This is a genomic window from bacterium, assembly GCA_036382775.1.
Lineage (GTDB): Bacteria > Hydrothermota > Tepidihabitantia > SM23-42 > JAOAFX01 > DASVHD01.
This window is the reverse complement of the sequence record DASVHD010000032.1, coordinates 97,687-120,897: the sequence shown is the minus strand read 5'-3', so window position 1 is coordinate 120,897 and position 23,211 is coordinate 97,687. Positions and strand designations below refer to the sequence as shown.

Sequence of the window (23,211 nt, the reverse complement as noted above, 5' to 3'; positions counted from 1 at the left end):
AAAGAATTGTGGAAAATATCCACCAAGATCGTAAAAACCATGAATATGACGCAAACCGCCATTGGCGATAAGTACGGGCTCTGGACCACGGTCATCGCCGCGGCGGTATTGATACCGTAACTTTCTTTTTTACATTCTTTTTTGTCATTGCGAGCAATCCTCGTGCGAAGCAATCCTCGTTTCGATTGTCATTGCGAGCAATCTTTGTGCGAAGCAATCCCAGCCGTTCCTTCGTCATTGCGAGCAATCTTTGTGCGAAGCAATCCCAGCCATTGTGAAAATAAATGAACAAACCAAAACAATGCTATATCTATATTATGTCGAATAAAAATAACACCACAATTTATGTCGGTGTCACAAATGACTTAAAAAAGAGAATCTACGAGCACAAAAACAAAATGGTTAAAGGTTTTACACAAAAATACAATATTTCTAAATTAGTATATTTCGAAATTTTAGCAGACTCATACAATGCGATTTCGCGCGAAAAACAAATAAAAGGTGGTTCCAGAAAAAAGAAAACGGATCTAATAAACAAGAATAATTCAAAATGGAATGATTTATATGAAGATTTATAAAAGATGAGATTGCTTCGTCGCAACGCTCCTCGCAATGACGGAAAACAAGCATTCATCGCAGTGATAAAGTGATGGTCATTGCGAGCAATCTTTGTGCGAAGCAATCCCAGTTGTTTTCTGCTATATATTGGTTTGCTTCGTCGTCCCTCGATAAACTCGAAACTCCTCGTAATGACAAAAAACATTAACTTCTTTACAAAAGGCCTTGGCTGGATATAATTAAACGCATGGAGCCGATCCTCAAGCTTGAAAACGTCCACAAATCGTTTCAGGCGCATTTTTGGACAAAGAAGAAGAAAATCCTGAAAGGCATCTCGCTGGAGATCTATCCCGGTGAGATTTTTGGCTTCCTGGGACCCAACGGCGCCGGTAAGACGACCACGATAAAGATAATAACCGGACTGCTTCGTCCCGATACCGGAGCAGTCACTGTTATGGGCAGCTCCATTGAGTCCATTGATGTCAGGCAAAATATGGGATTCCTCCCGGAATCACCATATTTTTATGACCACTTGACCGGATATGAGTTCTTGAAAAATCATGCCCTGCTGGCAAACTGCCGGGATTATAAGGACAAAATAATTACCCTGCTACTGAAAGTTGGACTCAGTAAATCGCGCGATGTAGCCTTGAGAAAATATTCACGAGGCATGCTCCAGCGCATCGGTATCGCGCAGGCATTGATCAGTGATCCAAAATTGCTGGTGCTGGACGAGCCGCTGACCGGCCTTGATCCAATCGGCCGCAAGGAGGTCAAGGACATAATACTCGAGCAGAAGAATAAAGGCACGACGATATTTTTCTCATCGCATATCCTACCCGATGCTGAAGCTGTTTGCGACCGGATCGGGATAATCATAGAAGGCGAGATCCTGAAAATCGGCTCGCTCGACAAATTGCTGAAACGCGGCACAAAAACCGACGAAATATCCCTGGAAGAATGGTTCATGCAGCAGGTACAGTCAAAACCGAAAGAAGCAACCAATGTATAGGATCTGGGCGATCGCGGAAAATACTCTGAAGGAAGGCCTTCGCCAGAAGGTGCTGCTGATCCTTGTCGTTTTCAGCGTTATTCTATTGATCGCATCATTTTTCATGACGCCGTTCGCGCTTGGCGAATCCGTTAAGCTCATCCGTGATTTCGGCCTGGGAATCTCCTCTTTGCTGGGCGTGCTGACCGTGATCATCATTGGTTCGGCCTTGATCTACAAAGATATCGAGCGCCGCACGATCTACACGGTTGTGGCCCGACCGGTAAGGAGACTCGAGATCATAATCGGCAAATTTCTGGGACTCGTGATCTTGATCATACTCCTGCAACTGGGTATGGCGATCATCCAGCAGATCATCATCTTTATCAATGAAGGAAGACCGGCTCTGTCACTTTTGGCCAATATCCCTTTCGAATTACTGGAAATAATGGTTCTATCGGGCATCCTGCTGCTCTTTTCATCATTTTCCACGCCCGCGCTTTCCTCCATCGGCGCCGTGATAGTTTTTGTTATTGGTCACGCCGCGCCGGACATCAAGCTTTTTGCCGAACAGACCGCCACAGGTTTTATAAAATACTTATCATTGCTTTTTTACTACCTTCTCCCCAATCTTGAGAACTTCAATTACCGGCTGGAATTCGTGCATAATTTACCTCTCCACGCCGACCAGATCCTTTTCTCAATATGCTACGGACTGATCTACACGGTGTTCTTGCTGTACGTGACGACGATCGTGTTCGAAAGACGCGAGTTCAAGTAAGGATGCAGAGAGCCAATATGTCATTGCGAGCGTTCTTCGTGCGAAGCAATCTCAGCCGTTCCTTCGTCATTGCGAGCGTTCTTCTTGCGAAGCAATCTCAGTCCGTTCCTCTGTCATTGCGAGCGATCCTTGTACGAAGCAATCTCAGTTTTAAAATATAATGACTAATTCTAAGCAATATTATCTTTATTTGATGTCAAACAAAAATAATACTGTCATTTATACGGGTGTGACAAATGATCTGAAAAAAAGAGTCTATGAACACAAAAATAAGTTAATCGATGGTTTTACTAAAAAATATAACATAACGAAACTATTATATTATGAAGTATATGATAATGTATATAATGCCATTACACGGGAAAAACAGATCAAGGGCGGTCCAAGAAAAAGAAAAACAGAATTAATCAGTACTTTGAATCCAAAATTAATGGATTTGTATGAGGAGTTATAAAAGTGAGATTGCTTCGTCTCCAGCCTTATAATAAACCTGATATGGAAGCGGGATCGCTCGCAATGACAAAAAAGGCCGTCATTGCGAGCGATCCTTGTGCGAAGCAATCCCAGCTGTTCTTCCTATTTTCGAGATTGCTTCGTCTCTGCGTTCCTCGCAATGACAGAAAAGAAAAGTGTTTTCTGCGTTCTTTTCCGCGTTTTCTGCGATATTTCTGCGCTCTCAGCGAATAACTTATGGTTAAGCGATTTATCTACATCATCATCTTCCTGGCGCTCATCGCCAGCTTCGCCTACAAAATCGACATATCACGTTCGCCTCACGAGTTAATCGGCGAACTCATGTACTTCCCATCAGGGCTTGCGGTCAGGGTTCTGTCCCTTGGTTACTACGCGCCGCTCGCCGATATTATCTGGTTGCGGTTCATCCAGTATTACGGCGAGCACCGGATAACCGACCGGCGGTACGATCTGATGTATCACATCCTGGATATATTAACGACCCTGGATCCCGATTTTGACCACGCTTATACCCTGGGTGCTTTAATGCTCACACACGATGCCCAAAAGCCGGACGAAGCGAAAAAACTGCTTAAAAAAGGCATGGCGCAAAACCCTTTTGCCTGGCGCTACCCCTTTGCTTATGGCTTTATCCATTATGTTTTTCTGGTTGATTATAACGTTGCAGAGGCCTATTTCCGTCTCGCCAGTCAGAAGCCGGGCGCGCCAGAATATATCAAGCGCTGGGCAGCATTCACGCTGTATAATAAGATCGGCGATCTTGAATCCGCGTTTGCTATCTGGTTGGATATCTACAATAACTCCCGTGATAAGGTTGAACGCGGGATCGCTGTTTACTATATAGATAAGATCAAAATGCTGCGGGATATTGAATTAATTGAGAGAAAAACAGAGATATTCAAGAAACAGACTGGCAGAGCTCCGATAACCTTGCGAGAACTGGTGACCGCCGGGATCATCAAAAAAATTCCCTTAGAGCCGCACGGAAAAAAATTTGAATATGTGCTGAGAAGCGGAAAAGTTAGATCAACATGGCAAAAAGAGTAGCTAAAACTGGTTAATGGTCATTCCCGCCCCTGCCTTCGCAGGAATAAACTCCAGCGGGAATCCATTATTTATCATATCTGGATCCCGTCTCCCCCTGATCAAGTCAGAGGACAAGCATGCACGGAATGACAGGGCATTTCGAGACTTAAACGTCTCATTTTGAGACACTTTTTTAATATGAGACACTTGCAAGATAAAATATCATTAAAAATCGATACTTTTACAGCCCAATACTGGCATGCCTTTTGCATATATATAAGGTAGATGTAAAAGGCTTAAAACTAAGCCATGATCTTTGAAAATCAAGAAGTGCTGATTATTAATATCACCGTAATCGATGATTTCAGTCTTCTTGAAATCAAAGGGTTGACAAAGTGGGAATTATGTGTATTATTTACATAATAGGCTCTTATGTCCCAGGGCCATTGACTGAAAGTGGGTTGAAAGAACCTTTCTTAAAGGGGACATAACAGGGAAGACATTAACAAAGGATATTCGCGCCATAATTTAGCGAATATTTAATAAAAGGAGGAACAAATGAAGAATAGGGGATTCACCCTTATCGAACTGATGGTGGTGGTCGTGATCATCGGTATTCTGGCAGCCATCGCCATCCCCAACTTCCTGGCAATGCAGCAGAGAGCCAAGGAAGCGTCATTAAAGGAGAATATGCACACTCTCCAGACCATCGTCGAGGACTTTAATAACCGCGCTGATGGCGTGTATCCGGGCGATCTGGGTGTGACAATCATTGTTGCGAACCCGGCCTATATGGGTCCTGAAGGTAATATGTGTGTAGCCGCAGCCTTTTTGCCACCTTATGGTGCTACTTCCATGATCGGTGATAACGTGAAAAATGTGTTCACGCCTACAAACGTCGCATTGCAAGATCTCAGATGTGCAATAGGCGGAGTCCTTGGTGTAACAGGATATGAAGCCAGCAATACACCAACTGACGATCCGGTCACTGGCGCACCATGGACAGAAGCCGGTGCTGGAGCAGCCATGATGTACCGTATTACCGGCTTAGGCATTAAGGGTCCTCTTTCGATTGTCATGACGCCAGGTGTATCCAAGTAATAAGATGCAATCATTTGTTACTGCAAAAGAGGGGGACCAAAAGTCCCCCTCTTATGTTGTTAAATGCTCAAAATATGGTTTTACTCTTATCGAACTCATGGTCGTGGTGGTCATTATCGGCATCCTTGCCGCGATCGCCATACCAAACTTTATGGCGCTGAAAAACCGGGCAAATGAAGCGTCAGTAAAAGAGAATATCCACACGGTACAGATCATTGTTGAAGATTTTCATATCCGGGCGGACAATATGTTCCCTGGTGACCTTACGACAACAATTATCGTGGCAAATTCCGCTTATACCGGCCCAGAACCAGACATGGCAGTAGCGCTGCAACCAAAGCCGATGTATGGACCTAATTCAATGATGGGTGATAATGTTCGGAATCCGTTTAATCCCGGGAACGATGCTTTAATGGATGGCTTGCCGGTATTGATCGCCAATCCGACCGGCATTATCGGCTATGAAGCCAGCAATACAATAGGAGATGATCCGCTGTCCGGTGTACCCTGGACCGAAGCGCCCAGCGGTCCGGCGATGATGTACAGAATTTCGGGTTTGGGTATAAAGGGAATTATTCTTACGGTCTGTCAGGTCGGCGCAAAATAGATATTCTACGTTGCCCCCCCAAAAAAAAATTTGCAAGGTTGAAACCCCGCTGTGCGGGGTCATGACCTTGCCCTGCATTATGTCAACATTTTTTGTAGGGCAAACCTTTAGGTTTGCGATATAGGTTGTAGGCTATCAAGTTATTCCGTTTACTAACGTCTTAATTTTTTAATGTTACAGGTAGCCGCAGGTTTAAACCTGCGTTCATTTTTACACACCTTAAAAGGTGCGACTACATTTAGTATTAAGCCATTTCGGTTATTTACTATGTATTTTCCGGTACAGGGTCGCCCGGCTGATGCCCAGTTTTTTCGCCACCTCGGTCATGTTCCCGTCGCATTCGGCAAGCACCCGCTGGATCTCGGTGTCTTCGATCTCGTCAAGGCTCTTGCTTTTAGCCGTCTGCAGCGCAAGATGCTCAGGCTTTATGTAGAACGAATCCGTCAGGATAACCGCTCTTTCGATCACGTGTTTCAGTTCCCGTACATTACCCGGCCAGTCATAGTCGTGCAAAGCTTCGACCGTGGTTTTTAACAGCTTTCTCTCCCCGATGTTCTCGCGCTTGCAGATCGAGGACAAAAAATGCTCTGCCAGCATTATGATATCATCCCTGCGCTGGCGTAAAGGCGGCAGGACTATGGGAATGACATTCAACCGGTAATACAGGTCTTCCCTGAAATTTCCGAGTTTAACTTCTTCCAGCAAATTTTTATTGGTCGCGGCAATCAGCCGGACATCAACTTTTGCGGGTTGCGTTGACCCCAGGGGAGTTATTTCCTGTTCTTCAAGCAATCGCAGAATCTTCATCTGTATGGTCTGGGGTGTGTCACCTATTTCATCCATGAAAAAACTGCCCTGGTCGGCCGTCATGAACAGACCATCCTTATCACCCACAGCACCGGTAAAAGCGCCCTTCCTGTACCCGAAGAGCTCGCTCTCCAGGAGTGTCTCGGGCAGGGCCGCGCATGATAAGCTGACAAAGCTTCTTTTCACCCTCTTGGAGCGGTCATGGATGGCGTGAGCGATCAGCTCCTTGCCGGTGCCCGATTCGCCAAGGATTAAAACCGTGATATCGGTAGCCGCTATCTTGTCCACCAGCGAAAGGATATTTTTGATCTGCCGGCTTTCGCCGATTATATGGGTCAATGCCGGTCTATCACCGGTCAGATTGGCCCGGATCCTGACCAGGATCTCTTCGATCCCGAACGGCTTCAGGATATAATCGCTGGCCTTGTCCCGCAGCGCGTTTATCGCTGATTCCATGGATCCATAGGCGGTTATAAAGATGACGGGAACAGAAGGATAGATCGATCTCACTTTTCTCAAAAAAGCAAAACCATCGATATGCGGCATTTTGATATCGCTGATAATGCAGTCGAACTTTTCCGCGCGCAGCCGGGCAAGCGCCTCGTTCGGCTCGGTGGTGGCAAAAACGAAAAATCCTTTTTCTCCCAGCGCGTAAGAAAGCCATTTGATCAGGCTTTCCTCGTCGTCGAGGATCAGGATCTTATTTTTTTTCATTATTTTTTTCTGCGGGCGAAAATTTCCTCGATCACAAATTTCAATTCAGGAACGATGGCGATCTCCCTGATCGAATTCTTGTTCCGGATTGCCGCTGATACCGTAAGTTCGCCAAATCCCAGGCCCTTAAAACTATATCTGCTGTTTAACGCGAGCCTGTGTTCGGTGACGCCAGGGATGTACCAGGGATTATACGCATAAGCAATGCCAATGGAATTTTTATGGATCCCAGCCAAAAAACGGTTAACCGACCGAAAACCCGAATCGGACCAGAATGGATGTTCATAGACCAGATCAATCTGATATTCATTCATGCTGGGATGCAATCCGATCGATAAACGTTCGGGCAGATCCTTGGACAATGCTGTATCACTGTTGTTCATATCCATGTCAAGGAACCCAAGACCTTCAAACGCGCACGACAGGATCGAAACGGAAACGCCGCCACCAAACACGCACCCAAGGTATTTATAGACGAAAGTGTCGGCGATCGAATAATCGCTGATGGTGTACGTCCACATCTCGCGGGTCCCGCCAAAAAGATAGGAACCACGGAAATAAACCTCAGCCACCGGTATTCCGGACTCGCCGGCAGTCCCGATCCGGTTATTGATCTGTCCATATATTTCTTCGACGCCGCCTTCGCTCACCAGGTGTACGTTCAGCTGATCGTTCTCGAGATACGTATCGAAAGCCTGATTGAACCGTTCCTGGTTACCGACCGACGCGACGATCGTGCTGGTCACCGGGATCTTTAGGTTAAAAACGAACGGATTGGTCCAAAATAACCCTCGGAAATCCGTGCTCTCGTTCAGGATCTCGAACTCCGGTCTTAGCGAGAAACCGATTTGAGCGTTATTCAAACGGCGGACGAAATCGTCGCGGAAAACGCTCTGGTCTTCGCCCATACCACCAAGAGAAAAAACAGAGGCGCCGGTAAGGACCAGGAAAAGCAGGGTTATCATATTATTCTATCAGTCTCGCGGTTCGGGAGGCGAAAGATAACCGACCTTCAGCCGGAATGAACCATCAGTTATCTTGACCGTTGACAGATCGTAGTTTTCTGGCGTAATGTAAAGGCATAATCCGAAATTAGAATCCGGGAAATCGATCATTCGCTGGACATAGTGCACGATATCGATCGTGCATATTGTGTCATCAACGGAAACGCTTTTCAATGCGATCAGCGGACCCAATTCTGTATCGAACCCGGACGCGTGTTCGTTCAGTTCCTTGACGCCGATCTCGACTGAATCAAGTCGGGAAAAGAAGCTGTCAAACGTGAAGCGCAATTCCCCGTAGATCGCCCGTTTATCCGCCAGCGTGCTGTCATAGTTGAAAATAATGAAATTTCTCGAAGCGATCCCGGAACCGATCCAGTTCTCAACATAGAATGGGAGGGGTCCATTGAGAACGTGACAGTCACCAGTGGTGCTGTAGACAGCAACCTCGCCGTTTTTGACAAGTTGAAAGGTGGTGGCATGTCCTCCTTCGCGCGAATAAAGGTAGGCGAACCCCGAATCCTGAGGTATGAGGATTATACCCTGGGCCGTTTTGATGCGGTTCAATTCGACATAATTAAAGTAGACCACCATCGAATCGCCTATGATGACACCGTTCCGCAGGGGTTGCTCTTCATAGTCCCCGCCGGCAGAATCCCACCCTGCGGTATTGGACCTTTTCTCCCAGGTTGCTTCATCTTCAGTGAACGAATTGGTAAGGATGTGTATCCCCACCGGTACCGTATCATTGTCAAACGAGCTGTTTATCCGCATAACAAGTTTGATTTCGTCAAGTCCCTCGAAGGACGTGTCCGAGAACGTAAACTTCAAAATAATGTGAGACTCGTAGTTGTCTCCCTTGCCAATGACAAGGTTGCCTGACGTTCCCAATGCGATCTTCTTGTTCTCGGTGAAAGAATTTATGGTCTGCAGTTCAAGGACCTGCCCTTCAAAACCACCCCGCTGGTTCATTTCATCATCACCAATAGGCAGTTTGTTGCAGTATAACACAACAACAGCGCATAACCACAGGTATTTTCTCATGTCGTTAATATTAACCAATTTCTGAGTTATGTCAACAAGAACATTGCCATTGCGAGTCCGCCAGGTAGTATGGCGGACGAAGCAATCCCAGTCCAATTTGTCATTGCGAGCGATCTTTGTGCGAAGCAATCCCAGTTGTTTCTTTTATCCGAGATTGCTTCGTCTCCCGCTTGGCATTAAAAAACACTGAAGGATGCGGGACTCCTCGCAATGACGGAAAGTGTGTCACAAATACCCGACTACCTTCATTCCGATCCCCGCGCTGGTCTTGCGTGCGGCATTCCCCTGGTACGACGCTATTTCGTAATATCCCGCACTGCCGCGCAGCGCGATAAGCCTTCCCGGTTTTACCTGCCCATAGTGCGATCCGACGGGTACCCTGTAACTATCTTTCATAATAAACTGCCTGACCATGTTGTTGTTGGGTATGTTCGTGATCAAATTGCCAAACCGGTCGATATAAACAACTTCCCCCTTTACCAACCGATTTTTTTTGACGACGGGTGGGAATGTAAAGCATACGAATTTTTTTAATTTCACACCCAGCGCATGGGGTTCTATCCCCCGGGACAATTTTGCCGCAACCGGCGCAAAGATATCCCGGGCATGGAATGTCCGGCTGGCGGATTTTTTGTCCTTGATCGCGTAGACACTGGTGCTGCCGCTATATATATAGGAAAACAACCCATTATCAGGACCGACAAAATAATGCCCGTGGGAGCAGGCAATAATGGCATGACGCAGCGATCCAACTCCGGGGTCCACGATCGCGAGATGAACAGTTCCTGGCGGAAAACTGTGATACGTGTTCATAAGGATGAATGCCGCCTCGCGTATAGAAAAAGAAGCAAGCTCATGGGTGATGTCTATGATCAGCGCATCGGGATTTTTCTGCAGGATCTCACCCTTGACCGCGGGTACGAACCAATCACGCGTGCCAAAATCAGATAAGAACGTTATGATACGATGTTTGCGGGCTGCGATCATGACAACCGGCGACAACGTGCGCTGACAACAAGCTCTTTTTTAAACGCCACCTTTTTTATCCAGTCGGACCATTTCCCGGGTAGGACATAACTGCTGGTATATACACCGCTACTGATGACCCACGGTCCGAACGCCGACTGCTTCATGACATCGTCGTATTTGCCCAGCAACAATAGCGCGATCAGAAAAACGAATCCGCAAACATAAGCTTTCAGCAGACCGAGAAATCCACCGGCGAGCCGGTCGAAAGTCCCCAGAGGCGTATGCCGTATGAGCTTTGAGAGCAGCCTTCCGGCAATAGATACCGCGATGACTGTGACCAGAAAGATAAGGACTATGGCGATGTATTTTGGGATGTTCAAAATGTTGTGAAAATTGATCGCCAGCAGATAACCTACGATTATTCCTGCAAGGTCGAACAAGCTTCTGATCAGACCGGTGATCGCTCCGTGGACCATCAATACCACAAAGAGAATCAGCATAACGATATCGATCCAGGACATTGCCGATAAACTATACCGATAATATGACTTCTGTCAACAAGCTGGTCATTGCGGGCATTCTTTGTGCGCCACCTTACATCCCCTCCTTTTTCCTCCCCCCTCGAGGCAACGTGGAAAAAATAGATGAATTGCAATGAATGGTGTCCCTGTGGGAGGGAGGGCAAGAGCCTGCCCCGTACTCGATACGGGGGCGGGGGGGATAACTGGTGTCCCGAAGAACGAGGGGAAGCAATCCCCGTTGTTTCTTTTATCCTGGATTGCCGCGTCGCTGCGCTCCTCGCAATGACAGAAAGAAAAAGGATTCCTCGCAATGACAAAAAAGTGTTCTTGTCTTGACATTGAGACTTAAATCGCTAGAATATAAATAATGCCCGGGAATTTCAAGACCATAGACACCAGTCTCAAAGATATCATCCAGCGCTACTTTCGAGAATTCCTTCATAATATCAAGGAAGCGATCTATATCATCGATGACCGGGGATATATCAGGTATGTCAACAAATATGTCGAGACCATGGGTCACTTTAAAGCGAGTGAACTGGTGGGCAAGCATTTTACCACACTGGTTGCGCCGGAATCAATGAAAGCCGCGCTTGCTTCGGACCGAGCGGGCCGCGCTGGCCGCAGTACGAAAAAACCGTTTGAATTGGTACTGCTCGATAAAAATGGTGAGCGGGTACATATAAAAACGACGGAGAGCCTGTTGAAATACAAGGGTAAATATATCGGCACGCTGGGAATAGCTGCGGATATAACGGAATTCAGGAAAACAACGTCCGAATTATCAAAAACCATCAAAGATCTAAAAATGCTCTGCAATATCGGCAACGAACTGGTCTCGATCATGAACCCTGAAGCGGTCTTTAAGCGCATTATCTTTCACCTTAAGCATACTTTCGGCTATGAGCGCGTGGCCATATTGCTATTCGATGAAACAACCAACGAATTGATCATCCGGGCCGCGGAGAAACCATACCCGGTGGCGGTACGGCGACTGCGTATAAAGCCGGATATGGGGATCACCGGGCACGTCGCGATGACTGGCAAACCGTACCTGTCAAACGATGTGCGGAAAGAGCGCCGTTATCTCATTTTTGACACAAAAACACGGTCTGAAGTCTGCGTACCGCTAAAGATTTATGACATTGCGACCGGTGTGATAAATATCGAAAGCTACAAACCGAATATGTTCGACGAAAACGATATCAAGCTCCTGACCCTTATCTCCCAGGTCGCAGCCATAGCCATTGAAAATAGCCAGCTGTACGAATCTCTGGAAAACAGCTATCTCGAAACAATAAAAGCCCTGGTTTCAGCTGTCGAAGCCAAAGACCCGTACACAAAAGGACATTCGCAAAGGGTGCGTAAATATGCCAACCAGATTGCCCGCCATCTGAGTCTCACCCAGAACGAGCAGAAAGAACTGAACTACGCCGGTTATCTGCATGATATTGGCAAGATCGGGATCAGCGATTTTCTTTTGACAAAACCTTCATCACTGACAACACATGAGTACGAGCTTATGAAAGAACACCCAAATATCGGCTACAACATGATAAGGGACATAAACCATTTGACAAAGGCAAGTTATATTATAAGATCGGAACACGAAAAATACGATGGGACGGGTTATCCTAACGGGTTGAAAAAACACAATATCCCGGTCGGCGCCAGGATCATTGCGGTTGCCGACGCGTATGACGCTATGACAACATACCGGCCGTACCGCAAGGCGCTGTCAAAAAAAGAAGCGATCAGACGGCTGAAGGAAAACGCCGGCAGTCAATTTGACCCGCGGATCGTAAAAGCGTTCTTTAAAGCTATCCGTCGCTGCAAACCAAGCTAAGCTTTTTTCTATCAGCGTATCCAATCGATCCCTTCGACCTCAATATCTTCCGGATCCAGGTCGCCTACGACGACCAGGTAATAAGCGCCCGGAGACAGGTGCTTTTGCGCTGCCATTTCAATGTCGTCCAAGGTGACCTGTTCCACGGTCCGCGGGAATGTTTCAGCATAATCCAGGCCGAGTTTCTCTATTTCGATCTGCGCGGCAAAATCGGCAAGTTCGCGGTAAGTGTCGAAAGTAAGCGGGAAATGCCCAATATAAAAATTCCTGGCATCATCAAGTTCTTTCTTAATCGCTCCCTTTTGCATCCCGGCGATCTCCCCAACCAGCGTGGAGATCGCATCAGTCGCGCTTTCCCTTTTTGTCTGCACGTAGGCCTCAAAAAAACCGCCCTCCCCGAACCGAGCGTAATACGAACCCGCCGAATATGCAAGTCCCTTCTTCTCGCGGATCGCGTCGGAGATCCGGCATGTAAGACCGCTGCCGCCCAGGATGTTATTCATGATCCTGGTCGGTATCCAATCTTTTGAATAATAACCGCTCGCGGCGAACCCGAGAAAGATATACGCCTGCGAAATATCGCGTTTGACGATCAACCCTTTAGGACGGTCTATTGCCGGTATCAGCGGCGCAGCAAAACATTCGGGGAGTTTTACCGACCTTATTTTCCAGGCGCCAAAATACTTTTCCAGCGTCGCCAGGATCGACGGCGTGTCAAAATCACCGACCAGCACGACGAAAGCTTCGTTGGGGGAATAGAAAGAACCATAAAAATCACCGATGTCCTCGCGCTTTAATGTCACTACCGAATTCTCAAACCCGTAAGGCACATGATTCAGAGAGTGCGGACCGAATATTAGCTCTCTCATCTTGCCTTCGCCGACCACCCAAGGGTCGTCATTATCTGCCTTTATCTGGGATGCAACTTCACGTGTGATCTTTGCCACTTCAGCAGGATCAAAAACCGGATTCATGATGCAATCAGCCATGAGCGAAATGAAAAGTTCCAGGTCCTTGCTCAACACACGACCCGAGATCCCTGAGTAATCCTCGTCCGTGAAAGCGTTGAGATCTCCGCCGACTGACTCGATCGCGTCAAAAAGTTCATCCGCGGTGCGGTTACTTGTACCCCGCGTCAAAAGTTCGCCGGTAACGTTGGCGATGCCTTCTTTTCCCGATGGATCGAACACGCTTCCGGCGTTGATCAGTATCTTACCATAGACAAGCGGTATTTTGTGCGCTTCGATGGTCATAATAACAAGACCGTTGGACAATGTATCCTGTTCGATCGCAAAACCGTTCAAGAATAGCGCGCTGATCATAATGGCCGGTATCATTATTCACCCCCACCCTGCGGCAGCAGGTATCCGACCGTCCGGTTATCTTCGATCAGATAAGTATTGACAACCCGTTGGACATCGTCTCTGGTCACTTTTTGGATATTCTCCTGATAGGTGTTTATGCCCTGCCAGCCGCCGCCGGTTATTTCCCAATAAGCGAGGTAGTAGCCGATACCGGTCGGCGAATCAAGAAGATACACCGCCTGAGCAAGGGCACTCGTTTTCGCTTTTGCAAGTTCCTCGTCGGTTATGCCCGAACTCTGCAACCGCCCGATCTCATCATCAATACCATTGCGCAGCGTATCGATATCGATACTGATCTGTGGAACCCCGAAGATAGTGAACGTGCCTTCGTATTTGGCATGGTTTGGATAAGCGTTGACACGGGTCGCCCAGTTCTTTGTCCTCACCAGTTTTTTCTCAAAACGCGAGCTTCGCCCTTCGGATAGTATCATCGCCAATACATCAAGCGCGTACGAATCCTTATGGTTCATGGACACCGTATGGTAGTTGAAACAGACAGCCGGAACCATGACATCGCGTTTGAACTTGAAGACCCTCTCGCCATGCTGAGGCGGTTCGTGAAAGACCGGCTCGCCCGTCTTTATGCCTTTGATATGCCCGTAATATTTTTCCACTTGTTCCAGGACCTGTGCCGGATCAACATCGCCGCTGACGACGATAATCGCGTTTGCGGGGTTATAGTACTTCTTGTACCATTTGTATACATCGTCGCGGGTGATCCGCTCAAGGTCCTGCATGTATCCCACAACCGGGTTGCGATAAGGATGCGTTGTGTAGCTCATCAGATCGATCAACTCAAAAAAGGAGCCATATGGATCGTTCTCCCCAAGCCGGCGTTCCTCCATTACCACACCCTTTTCCGGCACAAATTCGGTCGCGTCGATAAGGCTGTTCTGCATGCGGTCGGCTTCCATTTCGAGTTCGATCGAGTAACGGTCCTTATTAAGGTTGGCGAAATAAGCGGTCTGGTGTGTTGACGTAAAACCGTTCTCCTCGCCGCCGGACCGTTTTATCATCTCATCATAGACCTTGGGACCGTATTTCTTTGTTCCTTTAAAGATCATATGCTCCAGCAGATGGGAAATACCAGTGTTGCCGCTCGGCTCGTTATACGAGCCGACCCGGTAATGGATCTGCGTTGCGACGACCGGCGCGAAATGATCTTCGTAAATCAGTAATTTCAGGCCGTTATCAAGGATGTATTCATTGACCTTAATAGGCTGCACGCAGGTCAAAAATAGCAGTATGTTGATCATCGGATTCTCCTTTCGAACTTATGAAGTATCATTATACCCTTTTTGCCTGACCAGTCAAGCGCAGGTTCGCTTTGTCATTTTTCCGCGATTGCTTCGTTGTTCCTGCGGAACTCCTCGCAATGACTAAGAAAGGTGCTTATGCTTGACCTTCCCGCTGGATTGTATACAATTCAGCATGGCTGAAAACCAGGATATTGAAAAGTTCATACGCGAATTGACCGATGGTTACCACGGTCCTGATGAACGGTCAAAAAGACTGGATTATCTACGACATCTGATCGAGGCGTATAAAAGATACTTGCCCGCACGCGTGATCGAAAAGATCAAGGTCGATCCTTATTCCAAAAGGATCGACGGCGAGCGCAGAAATATCACGGTTGTTTTTGCCGATCTCTCAGGGTTCACAGCGTTATCCGAAACCATGGATGCCGAGGACATAGCAAGCGTCATCAACGAGTTTTTCACGCGCATGGTCAGGATCGTTCACAAATACGGCGGCAGCGTTGATAAATTCCTTGGCGATGCGTTGATGGTGCTCTTCGGTGCGCCCGTCGCACATCATGATGATCCGGAACGCGCGATCCGGGCATCGCTGGAGATGCAGGAGGAAATGAGCAGGTTCAACAGCGAAAAGAACTTTGCCTCGCCGCTGGCGATGAGCATCGGGGTCAACACCGGACCGGCGGTTGCCCTCAATGTCGGGTCCGAAGACCGTATGGAGTACACCGTTATCGGCGACACGGTGAATCTGGCTGCCCGTCTGGAGGGCGTGTCAAAAGCCGGCGAGATCATCATTAGCAATTTTACCTATGAGCATATTGCCGATATCGCGGAAGCAGTAAAAATGCCGTCGGTAAAGGTCAAAGGCAAGAAGAAACCGGTCATCAATTACCTGGTAAAATCAATGCAAGAACACCGCAGCGTGCCGGTGACGATCAAAACCAGACTGGTGGGCCGGCGCGAAGAGCTGCAAAAGATCAAAGACGCCCTGCAAAAGGTGAAACAGAAGAATCTGCTTATCATGCCGGTCATCGGCGATCCCGGCAGCGGCAAAACGAGGCTGGGCGTGGAGAACGAGTCAATGGCTGCAGCCAGTGGATACACGGTGCTGACCGCAAGGTGCATGCCATACGAATCCAGCATACCGTATCGGATGATCACCAGCCTGCTGAACGCATTGTACAGTATCAAACCGGAATCGTCCGATGAGGAAAAAAGAATTGTAGTCAGCCTGGCGCTAAAGAATCGAAATCTTGACCTGAAAGATATATTGCCTTATATCGGTATTTTGATCGGCTTTGAATATGACCAGACAAAAAATGAACCGCCCGAAGAAGTAAAAAAGAAAATATTCAGGGCACTAAAAAATATCTTTCAAACCGAGGCTGAACATAACGAGGTCTTTATCCGGATCGAAGATCTCCAATGGTCTGATCCGACGAGCATGGAATTGATCGATTATTTCCTGAAGGAGATCCAGCGGGATACGCCAATATTATTTTTGTTCGAGTGCCGCTCGGATTACGCTTTTCCCTGGCTCCAGTCTGGATACTGCCAAGCCCTGGCGCTTAAGAATTTGTCGCCAAACGAAACCAGGGAATTCTGCCAGGTCGCTCTTCAGGGTGAGAATATTCCCGATGCTGTAAGCGCGCTTGTCTACGAAAAATCCAGCGGGAATCCTCTGTTCGCGGCGGAAGTTACAAGGCTGCTGCTCAAGAAGGGCGCTCTCCGCAGGACCAAAGATGGCTATGTCGCGACCGAGCGTTTTAAGACCATTGAGATCGCGGAATCCATTTCCTCCCTCATACTTGACCAAATTGACCGAATGACCGAACTGGAAAGGCGCATTCTGCAATACGCATCGGTTATCGGTAAAACCTTTAACCGCGGACTGCTGACGGCGATCCTTAAGATCCCGGATCATGAACTGTCGCCTTATCTTGATAAACTACAGCACTTTGATGGCCTGCTGGCGCGCGGAGCGACTGCTGACGCCTACGAATTCTCCGCTTCCACGACATATGAGGTTGTATACTCTTCTCTTCTGCGGAAACGCCGCAAAGAACTCCATCTGCTTATTGGCAACGAGGTGGAATCCGTGCAATCATCGCGGATAACGGAACACCTTGAGGAGTTAGCCCATCATTTTTCGCTTTCCACCGATGAACGTAAAGGAATATACTATCTGAAAGCAGCGGCTGATAAAACCTATCACCTTTACGCTTTAAAAGAAACCCTATCATTTTTTGAAAATGCGCTCGCGTTGTTAAAGAAAAAAGATTTGTCGACCGATGAAAAGAAAGACGCGCTTGAGGTGCTGCGCAGACAGGGATGGGTCCTTAAGATATCAGGCAGACTGCAGGAAGCACTCGTAAGTCAGAAAAAGTCCCTGAAACTCGCCCGGGAAATCAATAGTCCTAAGGATGAAGGCATGGCTGCTAATAATATTGGCATTATCTATCATGAACTCGGTATTCCCCAAAAGGGGCTTGCTTACTGGAGCCGCGCTCAATCGATCGGCAACAAGATCGACGATACCGGGCTCCAAACTCAGGCCATAAACAATCTTGGTCATCTTTTTCTGCAATCGGGTGAACTAACGAAGGCGCTTGACCATTACGCACAGGCGTTATCTTTAAGTCAAAAGATTGGATTGCATGGAGAGATCGCCATTGGCCAGATGAACATCGGCAGTGTCTACGAGCGAATGGGTGATTTTGCCAAAGCCGTAGAATTTTATCGTAAAGCGATCACTGCTTTTGAAACGATCGGTGAGAAAGACAATATTGCGAAGTGTCTGAACCTGATCGGAGCAGCACAGATGTATTCAGGAAACATGGATGAGGCCTTGAAGCGTTTTGAGGAATCTGCTGCGCTCTCGGAAAAAATCGGTGACCCGCTCAATCAAAGCAAAGCGCTGGGCAATGTAGGACAAATCTATGCGCAGTTGTGGCAGCTGGAAAAAGCGCTGGCTTTTTTCGAACAGTCGCTCGCTCTGGCGCATGTTACTGGAGAACCTCTGCAGATCATGAACATGAAAAACAATATCGGTGACGTTGAGTTCTTCCAGGGAGAGTTGGTCTCCGCGGTCCAGCACCACCAAAGCGCGCTTGAATTATCCATCAAAATACAGGATCTATATAGCGAAGGCAATATCCGTCGTTCATTGGGATGGGATCTTTTCAATTCCGCTGGTTTCACCGGTGCCCAAGCGGAATTTAAAAAAAGCCATGATATTTTCATGAAAATCAACGACCGGCGCAACGGCGTCATCAGCATGCTGGCCAGTTGCGCCGTTGCCCTCCATTTTGAACCAAATCCAGACGCCATCTTATTTGTCAGCGAAACCAAGGAAAAAGCGGTTGAAAAAAATGTTCCTGAGATCCAAATGCTGGCGCTTGAAATCATCGCTGATCATAAAATGTATGAGCCAGGCGTCGAACCTGCCGTTGTTTTGAACTTATTTGATCAACTCCTGCAGATCAGCCTTTCACTTGGTCAAAAACGGTTACACGCGTGGACCCTTGGAAAAAAAGCGCTTTTTCGGTTGTCAAACAGCCTGTTATCCGAGGACAACGACACCATCGCCGGATCAAGATCACTATCTGCGGATCTGCAGGATAAAAGACTGGCTGGTCTCAACGCGCTGGTTGAAGCGGGAATATTTTTGGCCTGCAAGAATCCGGCCGATGCGCTGACTGTCCTGTCACCGGCCGCAGCCGATCTACGAACCGGTAACCACCGGGAACTGCTCGTGATCGCATTGTTGGTGCTTCATGATATTTTTACGCGCATCGGCGACAAAGACGAGGCGCTGCGCAATCAGTTAGAAGCGCAGAGGTTATATGAAAATATCAGCGGTGAATTAAACAAAATCCAGGAACGGTTACTTGATGAAAAGATAAAACGTACCGTGATATGGATCACGGGCAGAAAATAATCTTAAACACAAATCACTATTTGCTATAAATTACCTTCAACACATCGCATGCCTTATCGGTCGTCAGGCAGCAGAAGTAAATACCGAATGGCAGCTGCAAGCCGTCATCATTTGTGCCATCCCACTGTACTGTGCTGGCCAATCCAAAAACCCTGACCAGGCGGCCGGTCACGTCATATATTTTTAAACTTCCTTTGCGCCCGTTGAGGACCGCGCTCTGCGGTATCCTGATATCGATCGCATGTATAAAGGGATTGGGAACCGCGGTCATATACTGGACATCGCCCTCATGTTGTACGTGCGTCTCCTCCTCGATGCCGATGATCGCGTAGCTTTTATTAGGCACGTACCCGGACGCCAGACCGCCATCCCAGTAATAATATGCCGCAACGTTTTGGCTTGAACCCAGAGGATTCGATATGGGGAAGGCATTTATTATCTGGTTGCTTGATTCGCTCTGCACGATCACCACGAGTTTGAAGGGTGCGGGAGAAGTGTACCCCATGCCGCCAAACAGCACTCTTAGTTCCGTATATAAAAGATTGTTCACCATATTGTCGATCGTCACGGCGCCGTTGAAAGCCGTATCCTGCCAGCTACCCCTGCCATCTTTCGACGAAACATAGCGTTTGTACAGAACATTTCCGCTGTCCTCAACTATTATCACGTAATCCGGGCGGAAAGCAGGTATGAACGATGATGTTCCACTGGATAGGTTATAATCAACCGTGCTGTCGCCTCCTCCGGTTTTCGTGTCCATGTATACAAAGAGATCTCCTTCAGTGCGGAAGTTGCATCGCGCAAAGCCTGCATAGAAATATGAAGCGCTCCAGGTCACGAAGAGTGAGTCGTAATTGGTACCCGCGTCGTTCGGCCGGCGGCGGTGCAGGAATTCGTAGGCGTTAGAAAAGTCCTTGACATAGTTGAGCCCAAGGGTAAGACTGTGAGGCGTGACCGAATCACCGAACACGACGACTTGCGGTTCTGCACCCAGCGCATCCCATAGCGTGTCTTCATCGCTTACCTTCAAGGCGAACACAAGTGTGTCAAGTGGCGGCAAGCCGGAAAGGTCTTGCGTAACAAGACGACCCACGGCGCTGTCTACTGTTTTCCATGTTTGGTAATATGTTTCCGTGGAATCATCATAGGCTGCCTCTGATGATATCTTTGCGCGCGCGAATTTCAGTTTGTACAGCCCCTCGGCCGATTCACCCAGCGTGTCGTCGTTGACCACGCGCCAGGTTATTGTCACCCTGCCCTCGGTTGTACCAGGAACCGCTGTGAGCGTAGTGATGGGCTCGGGCTGGCACTGAAGACCGAGGAATCCGAGCGCACGCCGGTAATACTCGGCGTAAGTATGGGGATGCGTGCTGCCGGTTAAGCTGCCAAGCGCAAAACCATTGAGGATCGTGCCACCCTGGATGCGCGAATCCTTTTTCCAGGAAGGAGAATAGCCGACCGAACGGCCGGTAAGATAATCAGTAGTCGCACCGCTGCCATAAAGGACGATCCTCGCCCGATCCAGCACCCTGAAAGAGTCAGGGTAGTTATCTGCCATGTCTTTGTAATTGTACGTGAGCGTTTCGGCTCGGGCAAAAGTATTCGACGTGCCAAATAGTGTATCAATATTACCCACTGTATAGGGCGCGCCATCGCCCATGTACTGGGCATGGAACAGACTGAAAAGCGACGTGGCACTGTACATGTATCCGAAATCATTGCCCTCGACCATGACCGGCCCGCCGTTGCCCGTCCCCGGGTTCAGGTATTCCTCTATTGTCGTCTGTTGCGTGTTGGAGATCACACCGGCTGTTGCGTACGCGGTCCGGTAGCCGAGATCGAGGAACAAAGCATCATACAATGATAGATCACGCTGGAATTGACGCCGTGGCAGCGTATCCATATTGAAAATCGCATACTGGTTATTGGTGTTGAGCTCCATGAGCTGATCGACCATGGCAAAGTCAATGTCCACGTATACAGATTCCGGTTCCGCGATCGGATCCTCATCCCAGCCCGGGGTCGCGGGGTTGTCATAATTCTCATTATCAAAGTACCATATTTTCCTTCCGCCGATTGTGTCCGGCGTCAGGAGCAGCTCCGGAGTGAACCCCGGTGCCATTCCGTAATCAAGTCCTGAGAATTTGAAATAACACCGGCAATATACATCAAACAAATTGTCTGCCGCGTTGCTCATCCATGCCACATAGCAGGTATCGGAATTGCGGCATTCTACGTCCGGCATGATCTGATTCAGGGTATCGATCGTGTTCAGCGTAAACGTTGTCTTGGGGTTTGTGCCGTAAAAAACCCGGCCTCGTATATCGTATGCAGTCACCGGCGTACCCTGGTACTGGTGCCAGACTACGAAGAAATCACCATTTGGAAAAACCGTGACTTTCGGCCATTCGTCGCGGTAAGAGGCGTTGCTCACGACCCCTTCGGAATTTTGTACAAGATTGTCGATCCCTGGCTGCATCTGGAACGTCCGGTAAAATATGTCCGGATTCACCGCGCCGTTGCGTTCATCCTGCCACACGACCACGACGTAACCCGTAGCATTGACCGCTACGGCCGGCGCATATTCATTGTAGGGCTCAGCCGGATATCCAGGATTCGTGACCTTTAACCGGCTTACGACGTTAGTACCATCCCGCTTGCGGTATGCAAGGAAAACCGATCGGGCGTTGGAGGTCGTGGAATCCTCATAGACCACAACGAAACCGGAGTCGCAGAAAGCGACACGCGATATGGGCGGCCACTGACGCAGGGAATCTGATAGCCACAGCGAATAGGTAGCCTGCTGGACACCGGAAGCATTGTATCGGATCGCGCGTATGGCCGAAACCGCGGATGCCCAGGACGTGAACGATATCACGAAATCACCGTTGTTCGCGCAGGAAACCGACGGGTTTTTGTGGGACATCGCGTTGGAAAAAACCACGAACGGAGGTCCGTTATAAATCGCGGCCATGATCCGTGTCGGCGCAGGTGTTCCCCGGTACAGCGAATCCTCCCAGGTATATACGACACCGGTGCTCGGGTTGCCTTCCACATCGATACTACTCTGCAGCCGCCATCCGCCATCATCCGGGCTGATGCAGCGGTCCGGGCCGATCAAAGTACCAACCCAATTCCTGTAGGTCCGCCATATGTCGTAATCACCGGTACGCGCGTCCTGCCAGCAGATGAATCCGCGTGTATTAGTGGTCCCTACAGCAGGGTAAAACTGGCTGACCTTGCCGCAATCGTTATCCCAGAGATAAATGGAATCCTGGCCGACCTGTGCGAATAAACACGTGGTGGAAATGACAATTAAACAAACCACAACCACTATTTTGTTCATAATTACCTCCTAACTACACTTAAGTCTATTTAATAATAGACTTCACAACAATAGGTTATTTTACTCAATAATGTTCGATTGTCAAGGGTTTATTTTGAGATTTCTGGAAAAACCAGAAATCTTCGATTCCAATGATTAACCGGAGATTACGGTGATGTAAATCATAGTTATATCACTATCATCCTTCTCTATTCCATGCCTCTTTCATGATCGCAACGCCGGCCGATGTCCCGATACGGCTCGCGCCGGCCTTGATCAAAGCGCAGGCAAACGCATGATCACGGATCCCGCCCGATGCCTTCACGCCAAAATCAACGCCCACGGCGTTCCGCAGCAGCTTTACGTCTTCGACCGTGGCACCGCCGGTCGAAAATCCCGTTGACGTCTTTACAAAATGAGCGCCGCTCTCCTTCACCAGTCTTGCTGCGCTTTCTTTCTCCTGTTCGTCAAGCAGGCAAGTTTCGATGATGACCTTCACGACGCGGCCTTCAGCCGCGCTTACCACCGCGCTTATCTCTTTCCCCACGTAATCATAGTCCCCGCTCCTGAACCTGCCGATGTTCATGACCATGTCGATCTCATCGCATCCCAGCGCGACGAGCTCCCTCGCTTCGTGCATCTTGACCGTGTCATGGCACGCGCCCAGGGGAAAACCGACAACACTGCAGATCTTTGTTCCGGCAGGGATGTGTCCGCGCACGTATCCGATCCAGCATGAATTCACGCAGGCGCATAAAAAATGGTACTTCCAGAATCCCGCTGCGAAACCATCGATATCGAACAGCGACGCATCCGGTTTCAGGATAGTCTGATCAATACATGACGCGAGCTTATCCGCCTCAATCATTTTTTTGTCGTTCATATT

General features: G+C 48.4%; 19 protein-coding genes. 10 read left to right on the top strand and 9 right to left on the bottom strand.

From position 1 onward, the window contains the following. The first annotated feature begins 6 nt into the window (after positions 1–6). The 8 genes from VF399_07325 (at position 7) to VF399_07290 (ending at position 5,538) form a co-directional block, all read left to right on the top strand. Entirely contained in the window at positions 7–120 is a 114-nt protein-coding gene (locus tag VF399_07325; protein ID HEX7320148.1) for a pyruvoyl-dependent arginine decarboxylase, read from the top strand. Between the two features lie 164 nt (positions 121–284). After that, positions 285–578, top strand: a complete 294-nt coding sequence (locus tag VF399_07320) for a GIY-YIG nuclease family protein (GenBank protein HEX7320147.1) — start codon at positions 285–287, stop codon at positions 576–578. Between the two features lie 227 nt (positions 579–805). Next, entirely contained in the window at positions 806–1,570 is a 765-nt protein-coding gene (locus VF399_07315) for an ABC transporter ATP-binding protein (protein ID HEX7320146.1), read from the top strand. Beyond that, the gene (locus VF399_07310; protein HEX7320145.1) at positions 1,563–2,330 is read left to right on the top strand and encodes an ABC transporter permease subunit; all 768 of its coding nucleotides are present in this window, start codon (positions 1,563–1,565) and stop codon (positions 2,328–2,330) included. Before VF399_07315 ends, VF399_07310 begins: the two co-directional genes overlap by 8 nt. A gap of 160 nt (positions 2,331–2,490) precedes the next feature. Beyond that, the gene (locus tag VF399_07305; protein HEX7320144.1) at positions 2,491–2,784 is read left to right on the top strand and encodes a GIY-YIG nuclease family protein; all 294 of its coding nucleotides are present in this window, start codon (positions 2,491–2,493) and stop codon (positions 2,782–2,784) included. Between the two features lie 236 nt (positions 2,785–3,020). After that, positions 3,021–3,851 carry a hypothetical protein gene (locus tag VF399_07300; GenBank protein ID HEX7320143.1) on the top strand — a complete coding sequence of 277 codons (831 nt, stop codon included), beginning with the start codon at positions 3,021–3,023 and terminating at the stop codon, positions 3,849–3,851. Positions 3,852–4,388: 537 nt separating this feature from the next. Next, a complete protein-coding gene (locus VF399_07295) occupies positions 4,389–4,931 on the top strand; it encodes a type II secretion system protein (GenBank protein HEX7320142.1) in 543 nt (180 codons plus the stop codon). Positions 4,932–4,935: 4 nt separating this feature from the next. Further along, on the top strand, positions 4,936–5,538 hold the full coding sequence (locus VF399_07290) for a prepilin-type N-terminal cleavage/methylation domain-containing protein (protein ID HEX7320141.1): 603 nt from the start codon (positions 4,936–4,938) through the stop codon (positions 5,536–5,538). Positions 5,539–5,796: 258 nt separating this feature from the next. Here VF399_07290 and VF399_07285 read toward each other — a convergent pair whose 3' ends face one another. The 5 genes from VF399_07285 to VF399_07265 form a co-directional block, all read right to left on the bottom strand. Beyond that, positions 5,797–7,059 (bottom strand): sigma-54 dependent transcriptional regulator, encoded by a 1,263-nt coding sequence (locus VF399_07285; protein HEX7320140.1) that lies wholly within the window; start codon positions 7,057–7,059, stop codon positions 5,797–5,799. Further along, positions 7,059–8,024, bottom strand: coding sequence for a hypothetical protein (locus tag VF399_07280; GenBank protein HEX7320139.1), 966 nt, complete (start codon positions 8,022–8,024; stop codon positions 7,059–7,061). The genes VF399_07285 and VF399_07280 overlap by 1 nt, the downstream gene beginning before the upstream one ends. A gap of 9 nt (positions 8,025–8,033) precedes the next feature. Continuing rightward, positions 8,034–9,104: a hypothetical protein gene (locus VF399_07275; GenBank protein ID HEX7320138.1), complete on the bottom strand. Its 1,071-nt coding sequence runs from the start codon at positions 9,102–9,104 to the stop codon at positions 8,034–8,036. Positions 9,105–9,329: 225 nt separating this feature from the next. Further along, positions 9,330–10,091 carry an SAM-dependent chlorinase/fluorinase gene (locus VF399_07270; protein HEX7320137.1) on the bottom strand — a complete coding sequence of 254 codons (762 nt, stop codon included), beginning with the start codon at positions 10,089–10,091 and terminating at the stop codon, positions 9,330–9,332. Next, positions 10,088–10,594, bottom strand: coding sequence for a CvpA family protein (locus VF399_07265; GenBank protein ID HEX7320136.1), 507 nt, complete (start codon positions 10,592–10,594; stop codon positions 10,088–10,090). Before VF399_07265 ends, VF399_07270 begins: the two co-directional genes overlap by 4 nt. A gap of 367 nt (positions 10,595–10,961) precedes the next feature. Here VF399_07265 and VF399_07260 point away from each other — a divergent pair, with 367 nt between their 5' ends. Further along, positions 10,962–12,440 (top strand): HD domain-containing phosphohydrolase, encoded by a 1,479-nt coding sequence (locus tag VF399_07260; GenBank protein ID HEX7320135.1) that lies wholly within the window; start codon positions 10,962–10,964, stop codon positions 12,438–12,440. A gap of 11 nt (positions 12,441–12,451) precedes the next feature. Here the strand turns inward: VF399_07260 and VF399_07255 are convergent, their stop codons facing one another. Together VF399_07255 and VF399_07250 are read right to left on the bottom strand one after the other, a co-directional pair. Continuing rightward, positions 12,452–13,777, bottom strand: a complete 1,326-nt coding sequence (locus VF399_07255; GenBank protein HEX7320134.1) for a pitrilysin family protein — start codon at positions 13,775–13,777, stop codon at positions 12,452–12,454. After that, positions 13,777–15,060, bottom strand: coding sequence for a pitrilysin family protein (locus VF399_07250; GenBank protein ID HEX7320133.1), 1,284 nt, complete (start codon positions 15,058–15,060; stop codon positions 13,777–13,779). The genes VF399_07255 and VF399_07250 overlap by 1 nt, the downstream gene beginning before the upstream one ends. A 175-nt stretch (positions 15,061–15,235) precedes the next feature. Here VF399_07250 and VF399_07245 point away from each other — a divergent pair, with 175 nt between their 5' ends. Then, entirely contained in the window at positions 15,236–19,000 is a 3,765-nt protein-coding gene (locus tag VF399_07245) for a tetratricopeptide repeat protein (protein ID HEX7320132.1), read from the top strand. 16 nt (positions 19,001–19,016) lie between these two features. Here VF399_07245 and VF399_07240 read toward each other — a convergent pair whose 3' ends face one another. After that, complete coding sequence (locus VF399_07240; protein ID HEX7320131.1) at positions 19,017–22,346, bottom strand: T9SS type A sorting domain-containing protein; 3,330 nt, start codon at positions 22,344–22,346, stop codon at positions 19,017–19,019. Between the two features lie 178 nt (positions 22,347–22,524). Continuing rightward, positions 22,525–23,208, bottom strand: coding sequence for a deoxyribose-phosphate aldolase (deoC, locus tag VF399_07235; GenBank protein HEX7320130.1), 684 nt, complete (start codon positions 23,206–23,208; stop codon positions 22,525–22,527). Positions 23,209–23,211: the final 3 nt, after the last annotated feature.

Excerpts from the sequence above, each read along its gene's own strand:
- VF399_07320 (HEX7320147.1), top strand. The coding sequence starts at position 285 with ATGAACAAACCAAAACAATGCTATATCTATATTATGTCGAATAAAAAT.
- VF399_07315 (HEX7320146.1), top strand. The coding sequence starts at position 806 with ATGGAGCCGATCCTCAAGCTTGAAAACGTCCACAAATCGTTTCAGGCG.
- VF399_07310 (HEX7320145.1), top strand. The coding sequence starts at position 1,563 with ATGTATAGGATCTGGGCGATCGCGGAAAATACTCTGAAGGAAGGCCTT.
- VF399_07305 (HEX7320144.1), top strand. The coding sequence starts at position 2,491 with ATGACTAATTCTAAGCAATATTATCTTTATTTGATGTCAAACAAAAAT.
- VF399_07300 (HEX7320143.1), top strand. The coding sequence starts at position 3,021 with ATGGTTAAGCGATTTATCTACATCATCATCTTCCTGGCGCTCATCGCC.
- VF399_07295 (HEX7320142.1), top strand. The coding sequence starts at position 4,389 with ATGAAGAATAGGGGATTCACCCTTATCGAACTGATGGTGGTGGTCGTG.
- VF399_07290 (HEX7320141.1), top strand. The coding sequence starts at position 4,936 with ATGCAATCATTTGTTACTGCAAAAGAGGGGGACCAAAAGTCCCCCTCT.
- VF399_07285 (HEX7320140.1), bottom strand. The coding sequence starts at position 7,059 with ATGAAAAAAAATAAGATCCTGATCCTCGACGACGAGGAAAGCCTGATC.
- VF399_07280 (HEX7320139.1), bottom strand. The coding sequence starts at position 8,024 with ATGATAACCCTGCTTTTCCTGGTCCTTACCGGCGCCTCTGTTTTTTCT.
- VF399_07275 (HEX7320138.1), bottom strand. The coding sequence starts at position 9,104 with ATGAGAAAATACCTGTGGTTATGCGCTGTTGTTGTGTTATACTGCAAC.
- VF399_07270 (HEX7320137.1), bottom strand. The coding sequence starts at position 10,091 with ATGATCGCAGCCCGCAAACATCGTATCATAACGTTCTTATCTGATTTT.
- VF399_07265 (HEX7320136.1), bottom strand. The coding sequence starts at position 10,594 with ATGTCCTGGATCGATATCGTTATGCTGATTCTCTTTGTGGTATTGATG.
- VF399_07260 (HEX7320135.1), top strand. The coding sequence starts at position 10,962 with ATGCCCGGGAATTTCAAGACCATAGACACCAGTCTCAAAGATATCATC.
- VF399_07255 (HEX7320134.1), bottom strand. The coding sequence starts at position 13,777 with ATGATACCGGCCATTATGATCAGCGCGCTATTCTTGAACGGTTTTGCG.
- VF399_07250 (HEX7320133.1), bottom strand. The coding sequence starts at position 15,060 with ATGATCAACATACTGCTATTTTTGACCTGCGTGCAGCCTATTAAGGTC.
- VF399_07245 (HEX7320132.1), top strand. The coding sequence starts at position 15,236 with ATGGCTGAAAACCAGGATATTGAAAAGTTCATACGCGAATTGACCGAT.
- VF399_07240 (HEX7320131.1), bottom strand. The coding sequence starts at position 22,346 with ATGAACAAAATAGTGGTTGTGGTTTGTTTAATTGTCATTTCCACCACG.
- deoC (HEX7320130.1), bottom strand. The coding sequence starts at position 23,208 with ATGAACGACAAAAAAATGATTGAGGCGGATAAGCTCGCGTCATGTATT.